The organism is Achromobacter ruhlandii (genome assembly GCF_902859695.1).
Classification (GTDB): Bacteria; Pseudomonadota; Gammaproteobacteria; order Burkholderiales; family Burkholderiaceae_B; genus Achromobacter; species Achromobacter ruhlandii.
The window spans coordinates 26334-45100 of sequence record NZ_CADIJL010000004.1; the positions used below are offsets into that span (position 1 = coordinate 26334).

At 65.4% G+C, this 18767-nt stretch carries 18 protein-coding genes; 7 read left to right on the forward strand and 11 right to left on the reverse strand.

The features are described from left to right. Window positions 1-11: 11 nt before the first annotated feature. Window positions 12-1184 carry a vWA domain-containing protein gene (locus HV742_RS06695; RefSeq protein ID WP_175144729.1) on the forward strand — a complete coding sequence of 391 codons (1173 nt, stop codon included), beginning with the start codon at window positions 12-14 and terminating at the stop codon, window positions 1182-1184. A 40-nt stretch (window positions 1185-1224) separates the two neighbouring features. On the opposite strand, the gene HV742_RS06700 is transcribed toward HV742_RS06695, so the two are convergent. From HV742_RS06700 to HV742_RS06710, 3 genes are all read right to left on the reverse strand, one after another. Further along, window positions 1225-1782, reverse strand: coding sequence for a GNAT family N-acetyltransferase (locus tag HV742_RS06700; RefSeq protein WP_063581507.1), 558 nt, complete (start codon window positions 1780-1782; stop codon window positions 1225-1227). A 92-nt stretch (window positions 1783-1874) separates the two neighbouring features. Continuing rightward, on the reverse strand, window positions 1875-2255 hold the full coding sequence (locus HV742_RS06705) for a hypothetical protein (RefSeq protein ID WP_054419942.1): 381 nt from the start codon (window positions 2253-2255) through the stop codon (window positions 1875-1877). A 293-nt stretch (window positions 2256-2548) separates the two neighbouring features. Continuing rightward, on the reverse strand, window positions 2549-3148 hold the full coding sequence (locus HV742_RS06710; RefSeq protein WP_175144730.1) for a GNAT family N-acetyltransferase: 600 nt from the start codon (window positions 3146-3148) through the stop codon (window positions 2549-2551). A 111-nt stretch (window positions 3149-3259) separates the two neighbouring features. On the opposite strand from HV742_RS06710, the gene HV742_RS06715 reads away from it, so the two are divergent. Both HV742_RS06715 and HV742_RS06720 read left to right on the forward strand, forming a co-directional pair. Next, the gene (locus HV742_RS06715; protein ID WP_059269427.1) at window positions 3260-6013 is read left to right on the forward strand and encodes a M16 family metallopeptidase; all 2754 of its coding nucleotides are present in this window, start codon (window positions 3260-3262) and stop codon (window positions 6011-6013) included. Between the two features lie 286 nt (window positions 6014-6299). Then, window positions 6300-6689, forward strand: a complete 390-nt coding sequence (locus HV742_RS06720; RefSeq protein ID WP_006389048.1) for a DUF4148 domain-containing protein — start codon at window positions 6300-6302, stop codon at window positions 6687-6689. 359 nt (window positions 6690-7048) lie between these two features. On the opposite strand, the gene dnaJ is transcribed toward HV742_RS06720, so the two are convergent. The 7 genes from dnaJ to hrcA form a co-directional block, all read right to left on the reverse strand. Continuing rightward, window positions 7049-8179: a molecular chaperone DnaJ gene (gene dnaJ, locus HV742_RS06725; protein WP_059269426.1), complete on the reverse strand. Its 1131-nt coding sequence runs from the start codon at window positions 8177-8179 to the stop codon at window positions 7049-7051. A 109-nt stretch (window positions 8180-8288) separates the two neighbouring features. Then, window positions 8289-10214, reverse strand: coding sequence for a molecular chaperone DnaK (dnaK, locus tag HV742_RS06730; RefSeq protein ID WP_049071730.1), 1926 nt, complete (start codon window positions 10212-10214; stop codon window positions 8289-8291). Between the two features lie 81 nt (window positions 10215-10295). Then, window positions 10296-10700 carry a thioredoxin family protein gene (locus HV742_RS06735; RefSeq protein WP_049071728.1) on the reverse strand — a complete coding sequence of 135 codons (405 nt, stop codon included), beginning with the start codon at window positions 10698-10700 and terminating at the stop codon, window positions 10296-10298. A gap of 14 nt (window positions 10701-10714) precedes the next feature. Next, window positions 10715-11272 (reverse strand): nucleotide exchange factor GrpE, encoded by a 558-nt coding sequence (grpE, locus tag HV742_RS06740; RefSeq protein ID WP_049071727.1) that lies wholly within the window; start codon window positions 11270-11272, stop codon window positions 10715-10717. A gap of 218 nt (window positions 11273-11490) precedes the next feature. Further along, window positions 11491-11724: a hypothetical protein gene (locus HV742_RS06745; protein ID WP_049071726.1), complete on the reverse strand. Its 234-nt coding sequence runs from the start codon at window positions 11722-11724 to the stop codon at window positions 11491-11493. A gap of 12 nt (window positions 11725-11736) precedes the next feature. Further along, the gene (gene hemH / locus HV742_RS06750; RefSeq protein WP_175144731.1) at window positions 11737-12828 is read right to left on the reverse strand and encodes a ferrochelatase; all 1092 of its coding nucleotides are present in this window, start codon (window positions 12826-12828) and stop codon (window positions 11737-11739) included. Between the two features lie 45 nt (window positions 12829-12873). Next, a complete protein-coding gene (gene hrcA, locus HV742_RS06755) occupies window positions 12874-13878 on the reverse strand; it encodes a heat-inducible transcriptional repressor HrcA (protein ID WP_049071722.1) in 1005 nt (334 codons plus the stop codon). Window positions 13879-14007: 129 nt separating this feature from the next. On the opposite strand from hrcA, the gene HV742_RS06760 reads away from it, so the two are divergent. Then, window positions 14008-14907, forward strand: coding sequence for an NAD kinase (locus tag HV742_RS06760; RefSeq protein ID WP_049071720.1), 900 nt, complete (start codon window positions 14008-14010; stop codon window positions 14905-14907). Between the two features lie 13 nt (window positions 14908-14920). Beyond that, a complete protein-coding gene (recN, locus tag HV742_RS06765) occupies window positions 14921-16582 on the forward strand; it encodes a DNA repair protein RecN (RefSeq protein WP_049071717.1) in 1662 nt (553 codons plus the stop codon). Window positions 16583-16820: 238 nt separating this feature from the next. Here the strand turns inward: recN and fur are convergent, their stop codons facing one another. After that, window positions 16821-17240, reverse strand: coding sequence for a ferric iron uptake transcriptional regulator (gene fur / locus HV742_RS06770; protein WP_006223539.1), 420 nt, complete (start codon window positions 17238-17240; stop codon window positions 16821-16823). Between the two features lie 156 nt (window positions 17241-17396). On the opposite strand from fur, the gene HV742_RS06775 reads away from it, so the two are divergent. Together HV742_RS06775 and dapB are read left to right on the forward strand one after the other, a co-directional pair. Then, on the forward strand, window positions 17397-17933 hold the full coding sequence (locus HV742_RS06775) for an outer membrane protein assembly factor BamE (RefSeq protein ID WP_049071713.1): 537 nt from the start codon (window positions 17397-17399) through the stop codon (window positions 17931-17933). Window positions 17934-17950: 17 nt separating this feature from the next. Beyond that, window positions 17951-18742, forward strand: a complete 792-nt coding sequence (gene dapB, locus HV742_RS06780; protein WP_049071712.1) for a 4-hydroxy-tetrahydrodipicolinate reductase — start codon at window positions 17951-17953, stop codon at window positions 18740-18742. The last annotated feature ends 25 nt before the right edge of the window (window positions 18743-18767 follow it).

Below are 18767 nucleotides of genomic sequence, written 5' to 3' on the forward strand. Positions count from 1 at the left end.
TCGCGGCCATCATGCTGATCGACTTCTTCTACCACCTGCGGGCACACAAGCTGCCGGTCTCGGTGCAGGAATACCTGACGCTGGTGGACGCGCTGCGCCAGGACGTCATGACGCCCACGCTGGACGACTTCTACTTCCTGGCGCGCACCGCGCTGGTCAAGGACGAATCGCTCTACGACCGCTACGACAAGGCCTTTGGCGCCTACTACAAGGGCATCGAGGCCGCGCTGCCGGCCGGCAAGGACATCCCGCTGGACTGGCTCATCAAGCAGTTCGAGAAGAGCCTGTCGCCGGAAGAAAAGGCCGCCATCGAGAAGCACGGCTGGGACAAGCTGATGGCGCTCTTCAAGGAACGCCTGGAAGAGCAGAAGGAACGCCACGCCGGCGGCAGCAAGTGGATCGGCACCGGCGGCACCTCGCCCTTCGGCAACGGCGGCTACCACCCAGAAGGCATCCGCGTCGGCGGCCAGTCGGCCGGCAACCGCAGCGCGGTCAAGGTCTGGGACATGCGCCAGTTCAAGGACTACGACGATCAGGTCGAGCTGGGCACGCGCAATTTCAAGGTCGCGCTGCGCCGCCTGCGGCGTTTCGCGCGCGAAGGCGCCGAACTCGAACTGGACCTGGACGACACCATCGCCAGCACCGCGCGCAATGCCGGCCACCTGGACCTGCGCATGGTTCCGGAGCGCCACAACACCGTCAAGGTGCTGATGCTGCTGGACGTCGGCGGCAGCATGGACGACCACATCGGCCGCGTCGAGGAGCTGTTCTCCGCCGCCCGCAGCGAGTTCCGCAATCTCGAGGTCTACTACTTCCACAACTGCCCGTACGAAAGCCTGTGGCAGAGCAACCGCCGGCGCCAGAACGAACGTTTCGACACCTGGGACGTGCTGCGCAAGTACAACCCCGACTGGCGCCTGATCATCGTCGGCGACGCCACCATGAGCCCCTACGAGATCCTGCAACCGGGCGGCTCGGTCGAGCACTACAACAAGGAACCGGGCGCACAGTGGATGCGCCGGCTGCTGGATGCCTGGCCCAAGTCCGTGTGGCTCAATCCCGAGCCCACCGCGTCGTGGCAGTACCGCCAGTCGATCGCGCTGATGCGCGACATCATGCAGGACCGCATGTACCCCGTGACGGTCGCCGGACTGGAACAGGCGATGCGGGTGCTGTCGAAGTAGTGCGACCGCCGGGCGCCGCGGCGCGGTCCCGGCAAAGCCCTCAGCCGTCCACCGGCCGCGCCGGCGTGTCCAGGGTCAACTGGTAGAACGCCAGGTCGAGCCAGCGGCCGAACTTGAAGCCAGCCTCGCGGATGGTGCCGGCATGCACGAATCCCAGCTTCTCATGCAGCTTGATGCTGCCCTGGTTGGCCGCGTCGATGCCGCCGATCATCAGGTGCACCTGGTTGGCGCGGGCGCGTTCGATCAACACGCGCATCAGCGCCTCGCCCAAGCCCCGCCCGCGGAAGCGGCCGTCGACATACACGGAATGCTCGACCGAATACTTGTAGGCCGGCCAGGCGCGGAACGTGCCGTAGCTGGCGAACGCCATCAGCTCGCCCGCCGCGTTCTCGAACCCCACCACGGGAAAGCCTCCGCCGGCCTTGGCCTGGAACCAGCCCAGCATCGCCTCGCGCGGACGCGGCTTGTAGTCATACAGCGCGGTCGAGGTGGCAATGGCCTCGTTGAAGATGGCCAGGATCTGGTCGGCATGGCGTTCGTGCGTGCAGTCGACCAGGATGGCGCCGTCCGGGGCGCGGTTATCAGCGTGGGAAGTCATGCGTCGGATTGTAGCGAGCCGCCCCGATCACAAGATAAAAAAAACCGGCGATCTCGCCGGTTCAGTGAGGGGACTGCCGCTTCTGGCCACTCTCAGGCGGCGCGGCTCTCCACAGATCGGTTGGCAGTGTCGGCCATGCTGCGCATCCCGGGACACTGGCGCCAGGACAATTCGTCCGCATCCATGTCCAGGTCGAACAGGTCATTGGCCGCGGGCCACGGATGCTGGCGCGCCTCGGCGCCCTCCATCTCGAGCACGTGCCCGGCGAAGCCTCGCGGCGACCCTCCGCACTCGGCGAAATAGCGCTGCGTGCTCAGGTCCACCACGTAGGTGGTCATGTCATGGGTCAGTATGGCCACGAATTGGCCGTCATCACTGGCATAAGCGTACTGAAACTGCCCTTTGATGCGGTCGCCGCTCATGGGGCTGCCGGTCAATTGGGACAAGGCACGCGTGACGATCTCGGTCAGCATGGGTCGTTCCTCCGAAAGATGCGCCGGCAGGATGCCGGCGGCGAAGGCGCGAACAACAAGCACCGTCGTCGCCCGCGGGGCGGGGGCGCGCGTTCCGGCATGCTGCCGATGCGGCCCGGCGGGGCGGCGGCTGGCGTTGGACGGGAAACCTGTAGACGGCTGTCGCGCATCCCGTCGACAACAGCAACTACGTTCTGCAAAGCTTACACCCGCGCCCGCTTCGATCTCAAATCGGCCGCGCCACGCCAGGATATTGCATCGCAACATCCTGGCATGACGAGGCCTGCCGACGCTTATGCAGCGGCAAACGGCTCCCTGCCTGCGCCTGCGTCACCATTTTTTTGCGCATTCCAGACTTCTCGCGCCAGCCGGTACAGCACATGCGTCTTCAAGGGATGGCCGTCCGGCACCGCCGGATGCTCGAAGCGCTGTGCATCTTCGCGCATGCCCAGGCGCCGCATCACCGCGCGCGATGGCTCGTTTTCCGGCACCGTGAACGCCACGATCTCGGGCACCCCAACCTGCTCGAACCCCACCCGCAACGCCGCCTGTGCGGCTTCGCTGGCATAGCCCCTGCCCCAGTAGGGCGCCGCCAGGCGCCAGCCGATTTCCACGCCGGGCGCGAACGGCAGCGTCGGCGCCAGCGCCTTGATGCCGACGAACCCGATGAACGGCGCGACGCCCGGCGCCTCGACGGCCCAGAAGCCCCAGCCGTATTCATCGATGCCGGCGGCCAGCCGGTCGGCCAGCGCGTCGCTTTCCGGCGCGGTCAGCGGCAACAGGTAACGCGTCACGCGCGCATCGGTATTCATGGCCGCGAACGGCTTGCGGTCGGCCGCCAGCCACTGCCGCAGCACCAGGCGGGGAGTCTCAATTTCAAGGGATAGCGACATGCGCGTTTTTTCCAGACGGAACGACAGGCCGGCGCGCCAGGGGCGGGCCCCTGAACCATTCACACCGTATACACTCCAACGGATTCTGCCATGCCAAAGGAATAGTCCGCCATGCGCCTGTCCATATCGAAGCTGCCGCGCCCGCTGGGCGCGCTGCTGTTCTCATCCTTCCTGGCCTTCCAGGCCGGAGCCGCCAGCCTGCCGGCCGGCGTCACGGAGGCCGCCTCGATTGAAGGCATCACCGAATACCGACTCAGCAACGGCCTGCGCGTCCTGCTGGTTCCCGACGAATCCAAGCCCTCGACCACGGTCAACATGACCTATCTGGTCGGCTCGCGCAACGAGAACTACGGCCAGACCGGCATGGCCCACCTGCTCGAACACATGCTGTTCAAGGGCACCTCCACCACCCGCAACGCCATGGGCGAATTCTCGCGCCGCGGCCTGCAGGCCAACGGCTCGACCTCCAGCGACCGCACCAACTATTTCGCCAGCTTCGCCGCCAATCCCGACACCCTCAAGTGGTATCTGGGCTGGCAAGCCGACGCCATGGTCAATTCCCTGATCGCCAAGGAAGACCTCGATTCCGAAATGACGGTGGTGCGCAACGAGATGGAAAGCGGCGAGAACAGCCCTTTCCGCATCCTCATGCAGAAGATGCAGGCGGCCGCGTTCCAGTGGCACAGCTACGGCAAGAACACCATCGGCGCCCGCTCCGACGTCGAAAACGTCGACATTGGCCAGTTGCGCGCCTTCTATCATGAGTACTACCAGCCCGATAACGCGGTGCTGATCGTGGCCGGCAAGTTCGATCCGCAGGCCACGCTGGCCGACATCGAGGCCACGCTGGGCAAGCTGCCCAAGCCCGAGCGCAAGCTGCCGCCGGAATACACCGTCGAGCCGGCCCAGGACGGCGAACGCGCCGTCACGTTGCGCCGCACCGGCGGCACGCCGCTGGTCGCCGCGATGTACCACATCCCGGCCGCCGGCAGCCCCGACTTCGTGCCGTTCGACCTGGCCACCACCATCCTGGCCGATACGCCGTCGGGCCGCCTCTACCACGCGCTGGTGCCGACCAAGCTGGCCTCGGGCGTGTTCGGCTTCACCATGGAAAACCTGGATCCGGGCCTGGCCATGTTCGCCGCCCAACTGACCCCGGGCAAGAACCAGGATGCCGCCATGAAGGCGCTGACCGGCACGCTGGAAGATCTCGGCAAGAAGCCCTTCACCCAGCAGGAACTGGACCGCGCGCGCAGCAAATGGCTGACCTCCTGGGAGCAAACCTACAGCGATCCCGAACAGGTCGGCGTGGCGCTCTCGGAGGCCATCGCCGCCGGCGACTGGCGCCTGTTCTTCCTGCAGCGCGACCGCGCCCGCAAGGCCACGCTGGCCGAGGTGCAGCAGGCCGCCACCACCTACCTGGTGCAAAGCAACCGCATCGAAGGCCGCTACATCCCGACCGACAAACCGGTGCGCGCGCCGCAGACCCAGCGCGTCGATCTGACGGCGGTGTTCAAGGACTACAAGGGCGATCCCGACTTCAAGGCCGCGTCCGCCTTCGATCCCACCCCGCAGAACATCGACCGCCTGACCCAGCGCAAGACGCTCGACCTGCCCAACGGACCGGTGCAACTGGCGCTGCTGCCCAAGGCCACGCGCGGCAACCGCGTGCAGGCGCAGATGCTGATCCAGTTCGGCAACGAGAAAGACCTGCTCGGCCAGCGCGTGAATTCCAGCGCCGTGGCCGACCTGCTGACGCGCGGCACCGCCAAGCTGTCGCGCCAGGACATCCAGGACCGCCTCGACAAGCTGCAGGCCGAACTCGGCTTCAGCGGTGGCGGCACCACGCTCAAGATCGCCATGTCGACCAAGCGCGAGAACCTGCCCGAACTGACCCGCCTGGCGCTGGACATCGTGCGCAACGCCAACTTCCCCAAGGAACAGCTCGAGGAATACCAGCGCCAGCTCGAAACCTCTATCCAGAACGCCATGACCGAACCGCAGGCCCTGGCCGGACGCGCCCTGGCCCGCCAGGACAATCCGTGGCCCGCCGATGACCTGCGTTACGTGCCGACGTTCGAGGAATCGCTGGCCGGCATCCGCGCGCTGAACCGCGATGCGCTGGTCAAGTTCCACGCCAAGTTCTATGGCGCCGGCAAGATCGAATATTCGGCCGTGGGCGATTTCGAGCCCGAAGCCGTCGAAAAGGCCGTCAAGGACGGCTTGGCCGGCTGGAAGCGCGCCCCCGCCTACACCCGTGTCGGCAATCCGTACCGCGACATCCCCGCCAAGCAGTTCGATATCGAGACCCCGGACAAGGCCAACGCGTTCTACATCTCGCGCATGCCCCTGAAGTTGCAGGACAGCGACGCCGACTATCCGGCGCTGTACCTGGCCAACTACCTGTTCGGCGCCTCGGAAACCTCGCGCCTGTGGAACCGCGTGCGTGAGACTGAAGGCCTGTCCTACAACGTGCGCAGCTCGCTGTCGGTCTCGTCGTTCGAGCCCAGCGCCAGCTGGACCATGTACGCCATCTACGCGCCGCAGAACCGCGAGCGCCTGGAAAAGGCCATCGGCGAGGAACTGGCCCGCGTGCTCAAGGACGGCTTCAGCGACAAGGAAATTTCCGACGGTATCACCGCGCTGCTGAACTACCGCAACCTGGCCCGCGCCCAGGATGACGTGCTGGCCGGCACCTGGCTCGACTACCTGCAGCGCGGCCGCACCTTCGAATGGTCGGCCGAGATGGACAAGAAGATCAGCGCGCTCACGCCCGACACGGTCAACGCCGCCTTGCGCAAGTACCTGCGCCCCGACGGCTTCAGCACCGCGGTCGCCGGCGACTTCAAGAAAAAGACGCCCTGACGCTACGTCTTCCCGGCATCCCCAGCCCCTGCCCAGGCAGGGGCTTTTTTTTGCCACAAAGCGCATCGCGCACCCATCTCGGGGACGGAGCAACCGCATAACCATGCCATAGACGGGGAAATTTCTTATCCAAATATTTATTACCCATCCATATGGAAAGATGTTTTCAGGATATACGGGTTTATCCCAGGTGGGATGACGCGCACAATTCAGTCATCGGGAACAAACAACGAACCACGACGGAGGGCCGCCGGATTCGGCCCCGTCTACAACATTGGAGGTCATTATGAAAACCCTGACGACTACCCTACTGATTTCCCTAGCCCTGGCTGGCGCCGGCGCACAAGCCGCCGGTGTCGAGCAAGCCAAGTCGAGCGCCCAGGTGGCGACCGAACTGCAACAGGCCAAGGTCAGCGGCCAATACACCTTTGGCGAACTGGACTACCCGCCCGCCCTGCCCCAGGCCACCAGCCTGAGCTCGCAGGAAGTGCAGGCCCAGCTGCAACAAGCCAAGACCAGCGGCGAATACACCTTCGGCGAACTGCAGTACCCGCCGGTCGTGGCAGCGCCCGCCGCCGGCAAGAGCCGCGCCGAAGTCCAGCAGGAACTTGCCCAGGCCAAGGCCAGCGGCCAATACACGTTCGGCGAGCTCGAATACCCGCCGATCACCCGGTGAGCTGCTTGCTGTAGCCCGACCGGCCTCGGACGGCATCATGGTTCGGGGTCGGTATTTTCCGGCAACGGCGGCAGAACTGTAGCAGTGGAAGTAGCAGGACCTGTAGTAGCAGTACGAAGTCTGTTTTGGAAGAGGCAGCAACTGTAGTTAGCAAGACCCGTAGTTAGCAGCACCCGTAGTCAGCAGTACGAAGTCTGAAGCAAGAAGTAGCAGTACCCGTAGTGAAACCGCGGCGCAAGCCGCGGTTTTTTTTCGCCCCGACGTCGTGCCGCCTGCCACAATGAAAGCGGCCCAGGGTCCGGATACCTCCAGACCCTGGGCCGTGGTCCGCCGCAATGGCGGGAGTCAGTTCAGCCGATTCAGCTGAAGAATTCCTTGACGCGGTCGGTCCAGGACTTGCTTTGCGGCGAGTGGCGGTCGCCCCCGTCGTTCAGCGAGGCCTCGAACTGGCGCAGGATGTTCTTCTGGTCGTCGCTCAGGCGCACCGGCGTCTCGACCACCACGTGGCAGTACAGGTCGCCCGGATAGCTGCCGCGCACGCCGCGGATGCCCTTGCCGCGCAGGCGGAAGGTCTTGCCGGACTGCGTGCCTTCGGGAATCGAGATCTCGGCCTTGCCGCCCAGGGTCGGCACCTGCAGTTCGCCGCCCAGCGCCGCCGTGGTGAACGGGATGGTCAGCTCGCAGTGCAGGTCGTCGCCGTCGCGCTGGAAGATCTTGTGCTGCTTGATGTGGATTTCCACATACAGATCGCCCGGCGGGCCGCCGTTGATGCCCGGCTCGCCATTGCCGCTGGAGCGGATGCGCATGCCATCGTCGATGCCGGCCGGAATCTTGACCTGCAGGGTCTTGTTGCGGCGGATGCGGCCGACGCCATCGCAGGCCGTGCACGGATCGGTGATTTCCTTGCCGTTGCCATGGCAGGTCGGGCAGGTCTGCTGCACGCTGAAGAAGCCCTGCTGCATGCGCACCGCGCCGGAGCCGCCGCAAGTGCGGCAGGTCTTGGGCGAGGTGCCGGGCTTGGCGCCGGAACCGTGGCAGGTGTCGCAGTTTTCCCAACTGGGCACGCGGATCTCGGTGTCGAAGCCGGCCGCGGCCTGCTCCAGCGTGATCTCCAGCGCGTACTTCAAGTCGGCGCCGCGATAGACCTGCGGACCGCCGCCGCGACGGCCACCGCCGCCACCGCCGAAGATCTCGCCGAAGATATCGCCGAAGGCGTCGGCGAACCCGCCGCCCATGCCGCCGCCGCCCATGCCGGCGGCGTTGGGATCGACGCCCGCGTGACCATAGCGGTCGTACGCGGCGCGCTTCTGTTCATCGCCCAGGACCTCGTAGGCTTCCTTGGCTTCCTTGAACTTCTCTTCGGCTTCCTTGCTGTCCGGATTGCGATCCGGATGGTATTTCATGGCCAGCTTTCGATAGGCCTTCTTGAGTTCGTCGTCCGAAGCGTTTTTCGCCACGCCCAGGACGTCGTAATAGTCGCGTTTTGCCATGATCGGTGGGCTCGGGGGAGAGCCTTCTTTTCAGTGCTACAGAATGAGTTCGCCCGGTAGGCGGATTTCTCCGGCTACCGGGCGGCAGAGGCAGGTCAGCGCCCGGCCATTATTGGTCGCGCTTGACTTCCTTGAAGTCGGCGTCGACGACGTTGTCGTCCACCGGCTTCGCGTTGTCGGCGGCCTGCTGCTGGCCGGCCGCTTGCTGCGCCTGCATGTCGGCGTACATCTTTTCGCCGAGCTTCTGCGAGGCGGTCGACAGGGCTTCGACCTTGGCGTCGATGGCGGCCTTGTCGCCGTCCTTCAGCGTGTCTTCCAGCGCCTTGATGGCCGCCTCGATGCTTTCCTTCTCGGACGCCTCGAGCTTGTCGCCGTATTCGGTCAGCGACTTGCGGGTGGCGTGCACCAGCGCATCGGCCTGGTTGCGGGCCTGGGCCAGCTCGGCGACGCGGTGATCTTCCTCGGCATTGGCCTCGGCATCCTTGACCATGCGCTGGATCTCGTCTTCCGACAGACCCGAGTTGGCCTTGATGGTGATCTTGTTTTCCTTGCCAGTGCCCTTGTCCTTGGCCGACACGTGCAGGATGCCGTTGGCATCGATGTCGAACGTGACTTCGATCTGCGGCATGCCGCGCGGCGACGGCGGGATCCCTTCGAGGTTGAACTCGCCCAGGGCCTTGTTGCCCGCGGCGATTTCGCGCTCGCCCTGGAACACCTTGATCGTCACGGCCGGCTGGTTGTCATCAGCGGTCGAGAAGGTCTGCGAGAACCGGGTCGGGATGGTCGTGTTCTTCTGGATCATCTTGGTCATCACGCCGCCCAGGGTTTCAATACCCAGGGACAGGGGGGTGACGTCCAGCAGCAGCACGTCCTTGCGGTCGCCCGACAGCACGGAACCCTGGATGGCGGCGCCAGCGGCGACGGCTTCGTCGGGGTTCACGTCCTTGCGCGGATCCTTGCCGAAGAATTCCTTCACCTTTTCCTGGACCTTGGGCATGCGGGTCATGCCGCCGACCAGGATCACATCGTCGATGTCGGAAACCTTCACGCCGGCGTCCTTGATGGCCACGCGGCAGGGTTCGATGGTGCGTTCGATCAGTTCCTCGACCAGCGCTTCCAGCTTGGCGCGCGTGATCTTCAGGTTCAGGTGCTTCGGACCCGAGGCGTCGGCCGTGATGTACGGCAGGTTGATCTCGGTCTGCTGAGCCGACGACAGTTCGATCTTGGCCTTTTCGGCGGCTTCCTTCAGGCGCTGCAGGGCCAGCACGTCCTTGGACAGATCGACGCCTTGTTCCTTCTTGAACTCGCCGATGATGTAGTCGATGATGCGCTGGTCGAAGTCTTCGCCGCCCAGGAAGGTGTCGCCGTTGGTCGACAGCACTTCGAACTGCTTTTCGCCATCGACGTCGGCGATTTCGATGATGGACACGTCGAACGTGCCGCCGCCCAGGTCATAGACGGCGATCTTGCGGTCGCCCTTTTCGGTCTTGTCCAGGCCGAAGGCCAGCGCGGCCGCGGTCGGCTCGTTGATGATGCGCTTGACTTCCAGACCGGCGATGCGGCCGGCGTCCTTGGTGGCCTGGCGCTGGCTGTCGTTGAAGTACGCCGGCACCGTGATGACGGCTTCGGTGACTTCTTCGCCCAGGTAGTCCTCGGCGGTCTTCTTCATCTTGCGCAGCACGTCGGCCGACACTTGGGGAGGCGCCATCTTCTTGCCGCGCACTTCCACCCAGGCGTCGCCGTTGTCGGCCTTGACGATGGCGTAGGGCATCAGGTTGATGTCCTTCTGCACCGCCTTTTCCTCGAACTTGCGGCCGATCAGGCGCTTCACCGCGTACAGGGTGTTCTTGGGGTTGGTCACTGCCTGGCGCTTGGCGGGCGCGCCCACCAGGGTCTCGCCGTCGTCCATGTAGGCGACGATCGAGGGGGTGGTGCGGGCGCCTTCGGCGTTTTCGATGATCTTGACCTGACCGCCGTCCATGACAGCCACGCAGCTGTTGGTCGTGCCCAGGTCGATGCCAATAATTTTGCTCATGGTCGGGTTACCTTGGATAGATCTATGAAATTGGAGAGAAATTTCCTGTCCCCACATAACTGGGGCTGCCCGCAGGGTTTTTCAAGACGCCTGGCTGGAATTTTCCGCCGGCGTTTCCTGCAGGCGCCGGATGGCCGCCGTGAACTGGGGCAATCCGGGCCAACCGGTGATGCGGCCGAGCCGCTTTCCGGCCCGGTAAAGCACAAAAGTGGGGACGCCATGCAGGGAAAAGCGGCGGCCCAGGGGTTCATCGGCGTAGACATCGGCCTCGAACCAGCTCAGGTCCAGGCCCAGCAGGGTGTCCTGGTGCAGCAATGCCGCCTGCTTGAAAAGATTGCAGTTATAGCAATCCTGGCCCCACAGGAACACGCAGCGCAGGTCCGATCCCGGGGCCTGGACCACGGCGGCGTCGAATCCCGCGGTATCGACATGACGCATGCCGAACACCGCGAAAACCTGGGCCGGGTCGAACCTGGGATCGGTCATGGCGCGCGGTCCGGTCAGCCTTGGCCGGCGGACACCACCACCAGGGCCGGACGCAGGGTGCGGTCGGCGATGGCGTAGCCCTTCTGCAGCAGCTGCACTACGGTGTTGGCGGGCTGCTCGGCCGGAATCGAAGAAATGGCCTGGTGCAGGTGCGGATCGAACTTGTCGCCCTGGACCGGCGCGATTTCCTTGAGCATGTTGCGCTCGAAGGCGGCCGCGAGCTGCTTGAGCGTGACCTCGACGCCTTCGCGCAGCGTGTCCACGGTCTGGTCGGCCTGGGCCAACGCGGCCTCCAGGCTGTCCTTGACCGGCACCAGGCTTTCCGCGAACGACTCGATGCCGAACTTGCGTGCCTTGGACACTTCTTCCTGGGCACGGCGGCGCACGTTCTCGGCCTCGGCGCGGATGCGCAGAAGCTGGTCCTGCTGCTCATTGACGGTAGCCTGGGCCGCGTCCAGCTGGGCGCGCAACTCGTTCAGCTCGGCCTGCGCGGCGTCCTGGGCGGCGGGGGCCGCATCGGCGTCGTCGCCGAATCCGGGCGTCTGATCTACAGGCTCGTTGGGTGCCGTCATGGGGAATCCTCCAAAAAGAATGGCTTTCGCAGACATGAATGGGGGCCAATACCCCTATTTCAAGCCCGGGAAAGCAAATATTCCCCGCCGCGCACCGCTGCCGCGGCAATGGGCGACGACGCTGAAAAATCCGGCAAAAATCTCTAAAAATGCAGCATTAGCCGTAAAAACCAGCCAAGATCCGGATTTTCGGCATAGCCGGCGCCATCAGGCACCGATCATTTCTTGTGCGGCTGCGCCGGGGCGACGGCATCACTGGCGGGAAAGCTCTCTTTCAGGGCGCGGTCGACGCGCGGATCGTCATCGGGTTCCGGGTTGATCGCGATGGGATCGCTGGCGGGAAAGGTCTCGGCCAGCGCCTCGTCCAGCTCGTGCTCGACCTGATCCTCGTCCACCGGGGTGCTGACGTTCCCCTTTTTCACAACTTTGCCCGTCTTGGGATCATGGTGCATGCGCCCTCTCCTTCAAGTCCGTGAATGTGTGGGCCATCCCCGCAAGTGGCGTTCCGCCAGGGTGGCCAACCCCGCGATCCAGGCCGGATCATCATTCAGCGCCGGGATGTAACGGAACTGCTTGCCGCCCGCGCCGAGAAAGGCGTCGCGGCACTCCAGGCTGATTTCTTCCAGGGTTTCCAGACAGTCTGCCACAAATCCCGGACACACCACATCCACCTCGGTGACGCCCGAGGCGGCCAGCGCCTTGAGGGTCGGTTCGGTGTAGGGCTCGAGCCAGCGGGCGGTGCCGAAACGGCTCTGGAAGGTCACCTCGATCTGCTCGCGCGGCAGCGACAGGCGCTGCGCCAGCAGCCGCGCGGTTTCCATGCAGTCGCGGTAGTACGGGTCGCCCAGCTCGATGGAATAGCGCGGCAGGCCATGGAAGCTCATGACCAGCTTCTGCGGTTTGCCATGCTCGCGCCAGTACGCTTCGATGCTGGCGGCCAGCGGATCGAGATAGATGGGGTCCTCGTGGAACCGCTTGATGAAGCGCATTTCCGGCTGGTCGCGCAGCCGGCCGGCATGTCGCGTGACGGCATCGACCACCGTGGCGGTGGTGCTGGCGGCGTATTGGGGATAAAGCGGCACGGTCAGGATGCGTTCGCAGCCCTGCGCGCGCAGGCGCGAGATGGCGTCGGGAATCGACGGGTTGCCGTAGCGCATGCCCAGCGCCACCACCGCCTCGACCCCGGCCGCGGTCAACGCGGCCTGCACGCCTTCGGCCTGGCGGCGGCTGTAGACCATCAGCGGCGAGCCGTCCTTGAGCCAGATGCCGGCGTAACGCGGCTCCAGTTTCTTGGGACGCAGCGTCAGCACCAGGCCGTGCAGGATCGGCTTCCACAGATAGCGCGGAATCTCTATCACGCGCGGGTCCGACAGGAATTCGCCCAGGTACTTGCGGATGTCCTTCCTGCCCGGGGTGTCGGGCGTGCCCAGGTTCACCAGCAGCACGCCGACCTTGCCCGGCGCGCGCGGCGGCGGGTCTTCATTGAATGGGTCGTCCTGCTCGGCTTCGGGCAGGTAGCGTTCAGGCCAGAGATACTTGAACAGGCGAAGAAACACAAAAACTCCCCTTCCTCCGCGAGGAGGATGTCGGTTCGAATGGAACTACTGGTTGTGGCTGAGGGCGTTGGACAGCAGACGCGCCGTGATGTCCACGATGGGAATCACGCGTTCGTAGGCCATGCGGGTCGGGCCAATGACGCCGAGCGTTCCGACCACCTTGCCGTCCACGCCGTAGGGCGCCGTGATGACCGAGACTTCTTCCATCGGCACCAACTGGGAATCGCCGCCGATATAGATCTGCACGCCCTGCGCGCGGCTGGACACGTCGAGCAGTTGCAGCAGGTCGGTCTTCTTCTCGAACAGCGAGAACATCTTGCGCAGCCGGTCCATGTCGGAAGCGATGTCGGTGACGTCCAGCAGCTTGCGCTCGCCAGAAATGACCACGGCATCGCCGTCCTCGGCGGCCTCGGCACTGGCCTCGACCGCCGCCTGCATCAGCCGCGAGATGTCTTCGCGCAACTGCGCCAGTTCGGTGGACAGGGTGCGCCGCACCGCGTCGAAGGACTTGCCGGCGAAGTGGACGTTGAAGAAGTTGCCGGCCTCCAGCAATTCGGCCTCGGCGTAGTCGCGCTGCACGAACAGGATGCGGTTCTGCACGTCGCCGTCGGGGGTGACGATGATCAGCAGCACCCGCTTGTCCGACAGGCGGATGAATTCGATCTGGCGGAACACCTGGGCGCGCTTGGGAGTCAGCACCACCCCGGCGAACTGGGTCAGGTTGGAAAGCAGCGCCGCGGCGGCATTGACCGCGCGGGTGGGCTCGGCCGCGGCCAGCATCTCGCCCATGTTGTGCGGCTCGAGCTGGTAGGACTGCACCGCCAGCAGCGAATCGACGAACATGCGGTAGCCGCGCGGCGTCGGAATGCGCCCCGCCGAGGTGTGCGGACTATGGATCAGCCCCAATTCCTCCAGATCCGCCATGACGTTGCGGATGGTGGCGGGCGACAGATCGAAAACCTTCGATAGCGTCCGCGAGCCGACTGGTTGCCCATCGGCGATGTAGCGTTCGATCAACGCTTTCAGTAGTGCGCGTGCGCGGTCATCCATAGCGGGTATTTTAGGGAATCTTTTCCAGTTGAGGCGATTTTTGTCCCGCAAGCCGATATGCGGCCCCATATAATCGGCTAACTGGCCCGATTCCGGACCAATTTCGTTTTTCTGACTCGCCTTGCCACCATGCACTTTCCTACCGTCGCGCTGATCGGCAGATACCAGGACACCGGCCTGGCCACTCCGCTAAGGGCGCTCGCGCACGCGCTCACGCAGGCCGGGCGGCAGGTGCTCGTCGATGCCGACACGGCCCGCAACACCGGCCTGACGGAATACCCCGTCGCCACCTACGAACAGATCGGCCAGGACGCCTCGCTGGCGGTGGTCATGGGCGGCGACGGCACGGTGCTGGGCGCCGCGCGCCATCTCGCCCCGTACGGCGTACCGGTGGTCGGCATCAACCATGGCCACCTGGGCTTCATCACCGACATCCCGGTGCAGGACGCGCATGGCGCCCTGACGCGCGTGCTGGAAGGCAACTTCCAGATCGAGGAACGCATGCTGCTCGAAGGCAGCGCCTGGCGCGGCGACCAGCAGATGTACGCGGCCTCGGCGCTGAACGACGTGGTGCTGAACCGCGCCGGACGCGGCGGCATGATCGAAGTGCGCGTCGAACTGGACGGCGCCTTCATGTACACCCAGCGCGCCGACGGCCTGATCATCGCCACCCCCACCGGCTCGACCGCCTACGCGCTGTCTGCCAATGGCCCGATCCTGCACCCCGGCATGAACGCCATGGTGCTGGTGCCGGTGGCGCCCCAGACCCTGTCCAACCGTCCCATCGTCATTCCGGACACCGGCGTGTTGAACATGACGCTCACCGCCATGGGCCGCGTCGAGGTCGGCGCCAGCGTGCATTTCGACATGCAGACCTGGTCCGACCTGCAGCCCGGCGACCGCATCGTCGTGCAGCGCGCGCCCTACACCATCCGCTTCGTGCATCCGGAAGGCTACAGCTTCTTTTCCACCCTGCGCCGCAAGCTGCACTGGAACCTGATGCCGCAGGCCACCGACAACGTAGAGTAGTAAGCGCCCCGACATGCTGCGCACCCTGCACATCCGCGACTTCGTCATCGTCGAGCAGACCGAGATCCATTTCGGTCCCGGCTTCACCGTATTCTCCGGCGAGACCGGGGCGGGCAAATCCATCCTCATCGACGCGCTGGCGCTGGCGCTGGGCGAGCGCGGCGACGTCAGCGTGCTGCGCGAAGGCGCCGCTCGCGCCGATATCACCGCCGTCTTCGACACGCCGCCGGCGCTGCGCGCCTGGCTGGCCGAACGCGAGATTGACGCCGACGACGAACTGGCCCTGCGCCGCGTGATCGACGCCCAGGGCCGCAGCCGCGCCTACATCAACGGCACCCCGGCCACGGTCGCGCAATTGCGCGAACTGGGCGACAGCCTGGTCGACATCCATGGCCAGCATGCGCACCAGAGCCTGATGCGTCCGGAGGCCCAGCGCGACCTGCTGGACGCGCACGGCGGCCACGGCGACCTGCGCCAGGCGGTAGGCCAGGCCTGGAAACAATGGCGCGCGCTGGCGCGCCAGCTGGAACTGGCCGAAAAAGACGCCGAGGGCCTGGCCGCCGAACGCGAGCGGCTGCAATGGCAGGTCGACGAACTCGATCGCCTCGGGCTCGCGCCGGACGAATGGGAATCGCTGCAATCCGAGCACACCCGCCTGTCGCATTCGCAGTCGCTGCTGGACGGCGCCACCCAGATCCTCGACGCTCTCGATGGCGAAGGCGATTCGGCCCACCACCGGCTGACCGCGGCCAACCACCGCATCCAGCAGATGCTGCGGCACGACAGCGGCCTGCAGGGCATCTACGACGAACTCGAATCGGCCCGCATCGCCATCAGCGAAGCGGTGTCCGACCTGAACAACTACGTCAGCCGTGTCGATCTCGATCCGCGCCGGCTGGCCGACGTCGAGGCGCGCCTGAGCGCGGTGTTCGAGACAGCGCGCAAATTCCGCACCGAACCCGACGAACTCTGCACCTTGCGCGACAGCTTGCACGCCGAACTCTCGGCCCTGCAGGCTGCCGCCGATATCGACGCGCTGCGCGCCCAGGCGCAGGCGGCGCAGGCGCAGTACGACGCCGCCGCGGCCAAGCTCACGGCGGCGCGCCGCAAGATCGCCAAGGATCTCGGCAAGCAGGTCACGCAAGCGATGCAGACGCTGGCCATGCAAGGCGGCAAGTTCGAGCCCACGCTGGCCGCCGCCGCGCCGTCGGCCCATGGCAATGAACACGTCGAGTTCCTGGTGGCCGGCCATGCCGGCACCACGCCACGGCCGCTAGCGAAGGTCGCATCCGGCGGCGAACTGTCGCGCATCTCGTTGGCGCTGTCCGTCATTGCCAGCCGCGCGGCGCGCGTGCCCACCCTGATCTTCGACGAGGTCGACAGCGGCGTCGGCGGCGCGGTGGCCGAAGCCGTCGGCAAGCTGCTGCGCGAACTGGGCGAGCGCCACCAAGTGCTGTGCGTCACCCACCTGCCGCAGGTCGCCGCCTGCGGCAACAACCAGTTCCTGGTCAGCAAGACCGAATCGCGCGGCACCACGCGCTCGCGCATCGAAGAACTGGATGAAGGCGCCCGGGTCGAGGAGATCGCCCGCATGCTGGGCGGCATCAAGCTCACCGCCACCACCCGCGAGCACGCCCGCGAAATGCTGGCAGGCTTCGGCCGCGCGCCGGCCTGAATCTGCAGGGGCCAGGCAACCCGCTCCTCGCGGGCCTGATGCGACGCAAGCACATCCGGGGCGCGTGCGCCCCCAGAAAAACCGGGCGCCGGCGGCCTTTGCGCCGACAGCCCGTATCGCAATGGTCCGCAGCCTGATTCAGTCCGAGAATAAAAAAAGCCCCTTCATATAGAAGGGGCTTTTGCTTTCAACCACCCACGGCGAGCGCGGCCGTGGGCAGGTCCGAGGCGAAGAAAGCTCAGCGGCCTTTCAGGCAGCTGCCGCAGATGCCGTACAGCACCATGGCGTGGCTTTCCAGCGCGAAACCGTTGTCCTTGGCGATCTTTTGCTGGCGTTTCTCGATGTCCGGATCGGAGAACTCAACCACCTTGCCGCAGTTGGTGCAGATCAGGTGGTCGTGGTGATCGCCGTCGTTCAGTTCGAACACGGCCTTGCCGCTGTCGAACTGGCTGCGGGCAAGGATGCCGGCCTGTTCGAACTGGGTCAGGACGCGATAGACGGTGGCCAGGCCGATTTCGACGTTTTCGCCGATCAGGGCACGGTAGACGTCTTCGGCGCTGAGGTGGCGCTGGTCCGACTTACGGAAGATATCAAGAATTTTCAGGCGCGGGAAAGTCGCCTTCAAACCCATGTTTTTCAGTTCGCTTTGGTCGCTCATGGTGTAATCGCTCTCCGTCCGCGTTGGCATGGGCAAGGATACTCGGTAACCGCGAGCCGGCTCCCCAGAATTCCTGCCGCCCCGCAGAACTATCCTTATGAAACCTTTATGATAACGGTTTTGTCTGCTTCCAAATAATAGGGGCGCGTAGTGTCCATGATTGCACGAATTCCTTCCCGCTCGCTCAAGACCGGTTTGGCCATCGCCGCCCTGGCCGTCGCCCTCGCCGGCTGCACGGGGGACAAGTGGGGCTTCCCCTACAAGGCCGGTGTCCAGCAAGGCAACTGGATCACCCAGGAGCAGGTGGCGCTGCTGCAGCCGGGCATGACGCGCGAACAGGTCCGCTTCGCGCTGGGCAGCCCCACCCTGACCAGCGTGCTGCACGCCAACCGCTGGGACTACCCTTACTACTACAAGCCCGGCTACGGTGAGGCCCAGGAACGCAAGTTCACGGTCTGGTTCGAGAACGACCGGCTGACCCGCTGGGAAGGCGACAAGCAGCCCGACCTGCAGCCCTACCAGATCAACACGCCCAGCGCCACCGCCGATGAAAAGGCCGACAAGCGCCTGAGCGAAGACGAGGCCCGGCTCAAGCAGGAAGAAGAGCAGAAGAAACGCGACGCCGCCGCCCCCACCAGCCCGATGAACCAATACCCCGGCCAGCCCGGCAACGCGCCCGAGCCGCTGCGCTAAACCCAAGGATTTTCTTCATGCGTATTGCTATCGCCGGCGCCAGCGGCCGTATGGGCCAGATGCTGATCGACGCCGTCCTGAAGGCCGACGGCCTGCAACTGGCGGTCGCGCTCGACCGCAAGGGTTCGCCCTCGCTGGGCCAGGACGCGGGCGCCCCGCTGGGCCAGCAGACCGGCGTCGCCATCACCGACGACCTGGGCGCGCTGGCCAACGCCGACTGCCTGATCGACTTCACCCGCCCCGAAGGCACGCTGGAGCACCTGCAGGCCTGCGCCAAGCTGGGCGTGAAGGCCGTCATCGGCACCACCGGCTTCGACGACAACGGCCGCGCCGCCATCGAAGTGGCCGCGCAGAAAACCGCCATCGTGTTCGCGCCCAACATGAGCGTGGGCGTGAACGCCACGCTCAAGCTGCTGGACATGGCCGCCCGCATCCTGAATTCGGGCTACGACGTGGAGGTCTTCGAGGCCCACCACCGCAACAAGGTCGACGCCCCCTCGGGCACCGCGCTCAAGATGGGCGAGACCATCGCCTCGGCCTGGGACGTGGCCCTGCCCGACGTGGCCACCTGGAGCCGCCACGGCGACACCGGCGTGCGCAAGCCGGGCACCATCGGCTTCTCGGTGCTGCGCGGCGGCGACATCGTCGGCGACCACACCGTGTCGTTCTGCGGCATCGGCGAACGCATCGAGATCACGCACCGCTCGGCCAGCCGCGCCACCTACGCCGAAGGCGCGTTGCGCGCCGCCCGCTTCCTGGAAGGCAAGCACAACGGCCTGTACGACATGCAGGCGGTGCTGGGACTCTGATCCCTTCGCGCCCACAAAAAAAGGA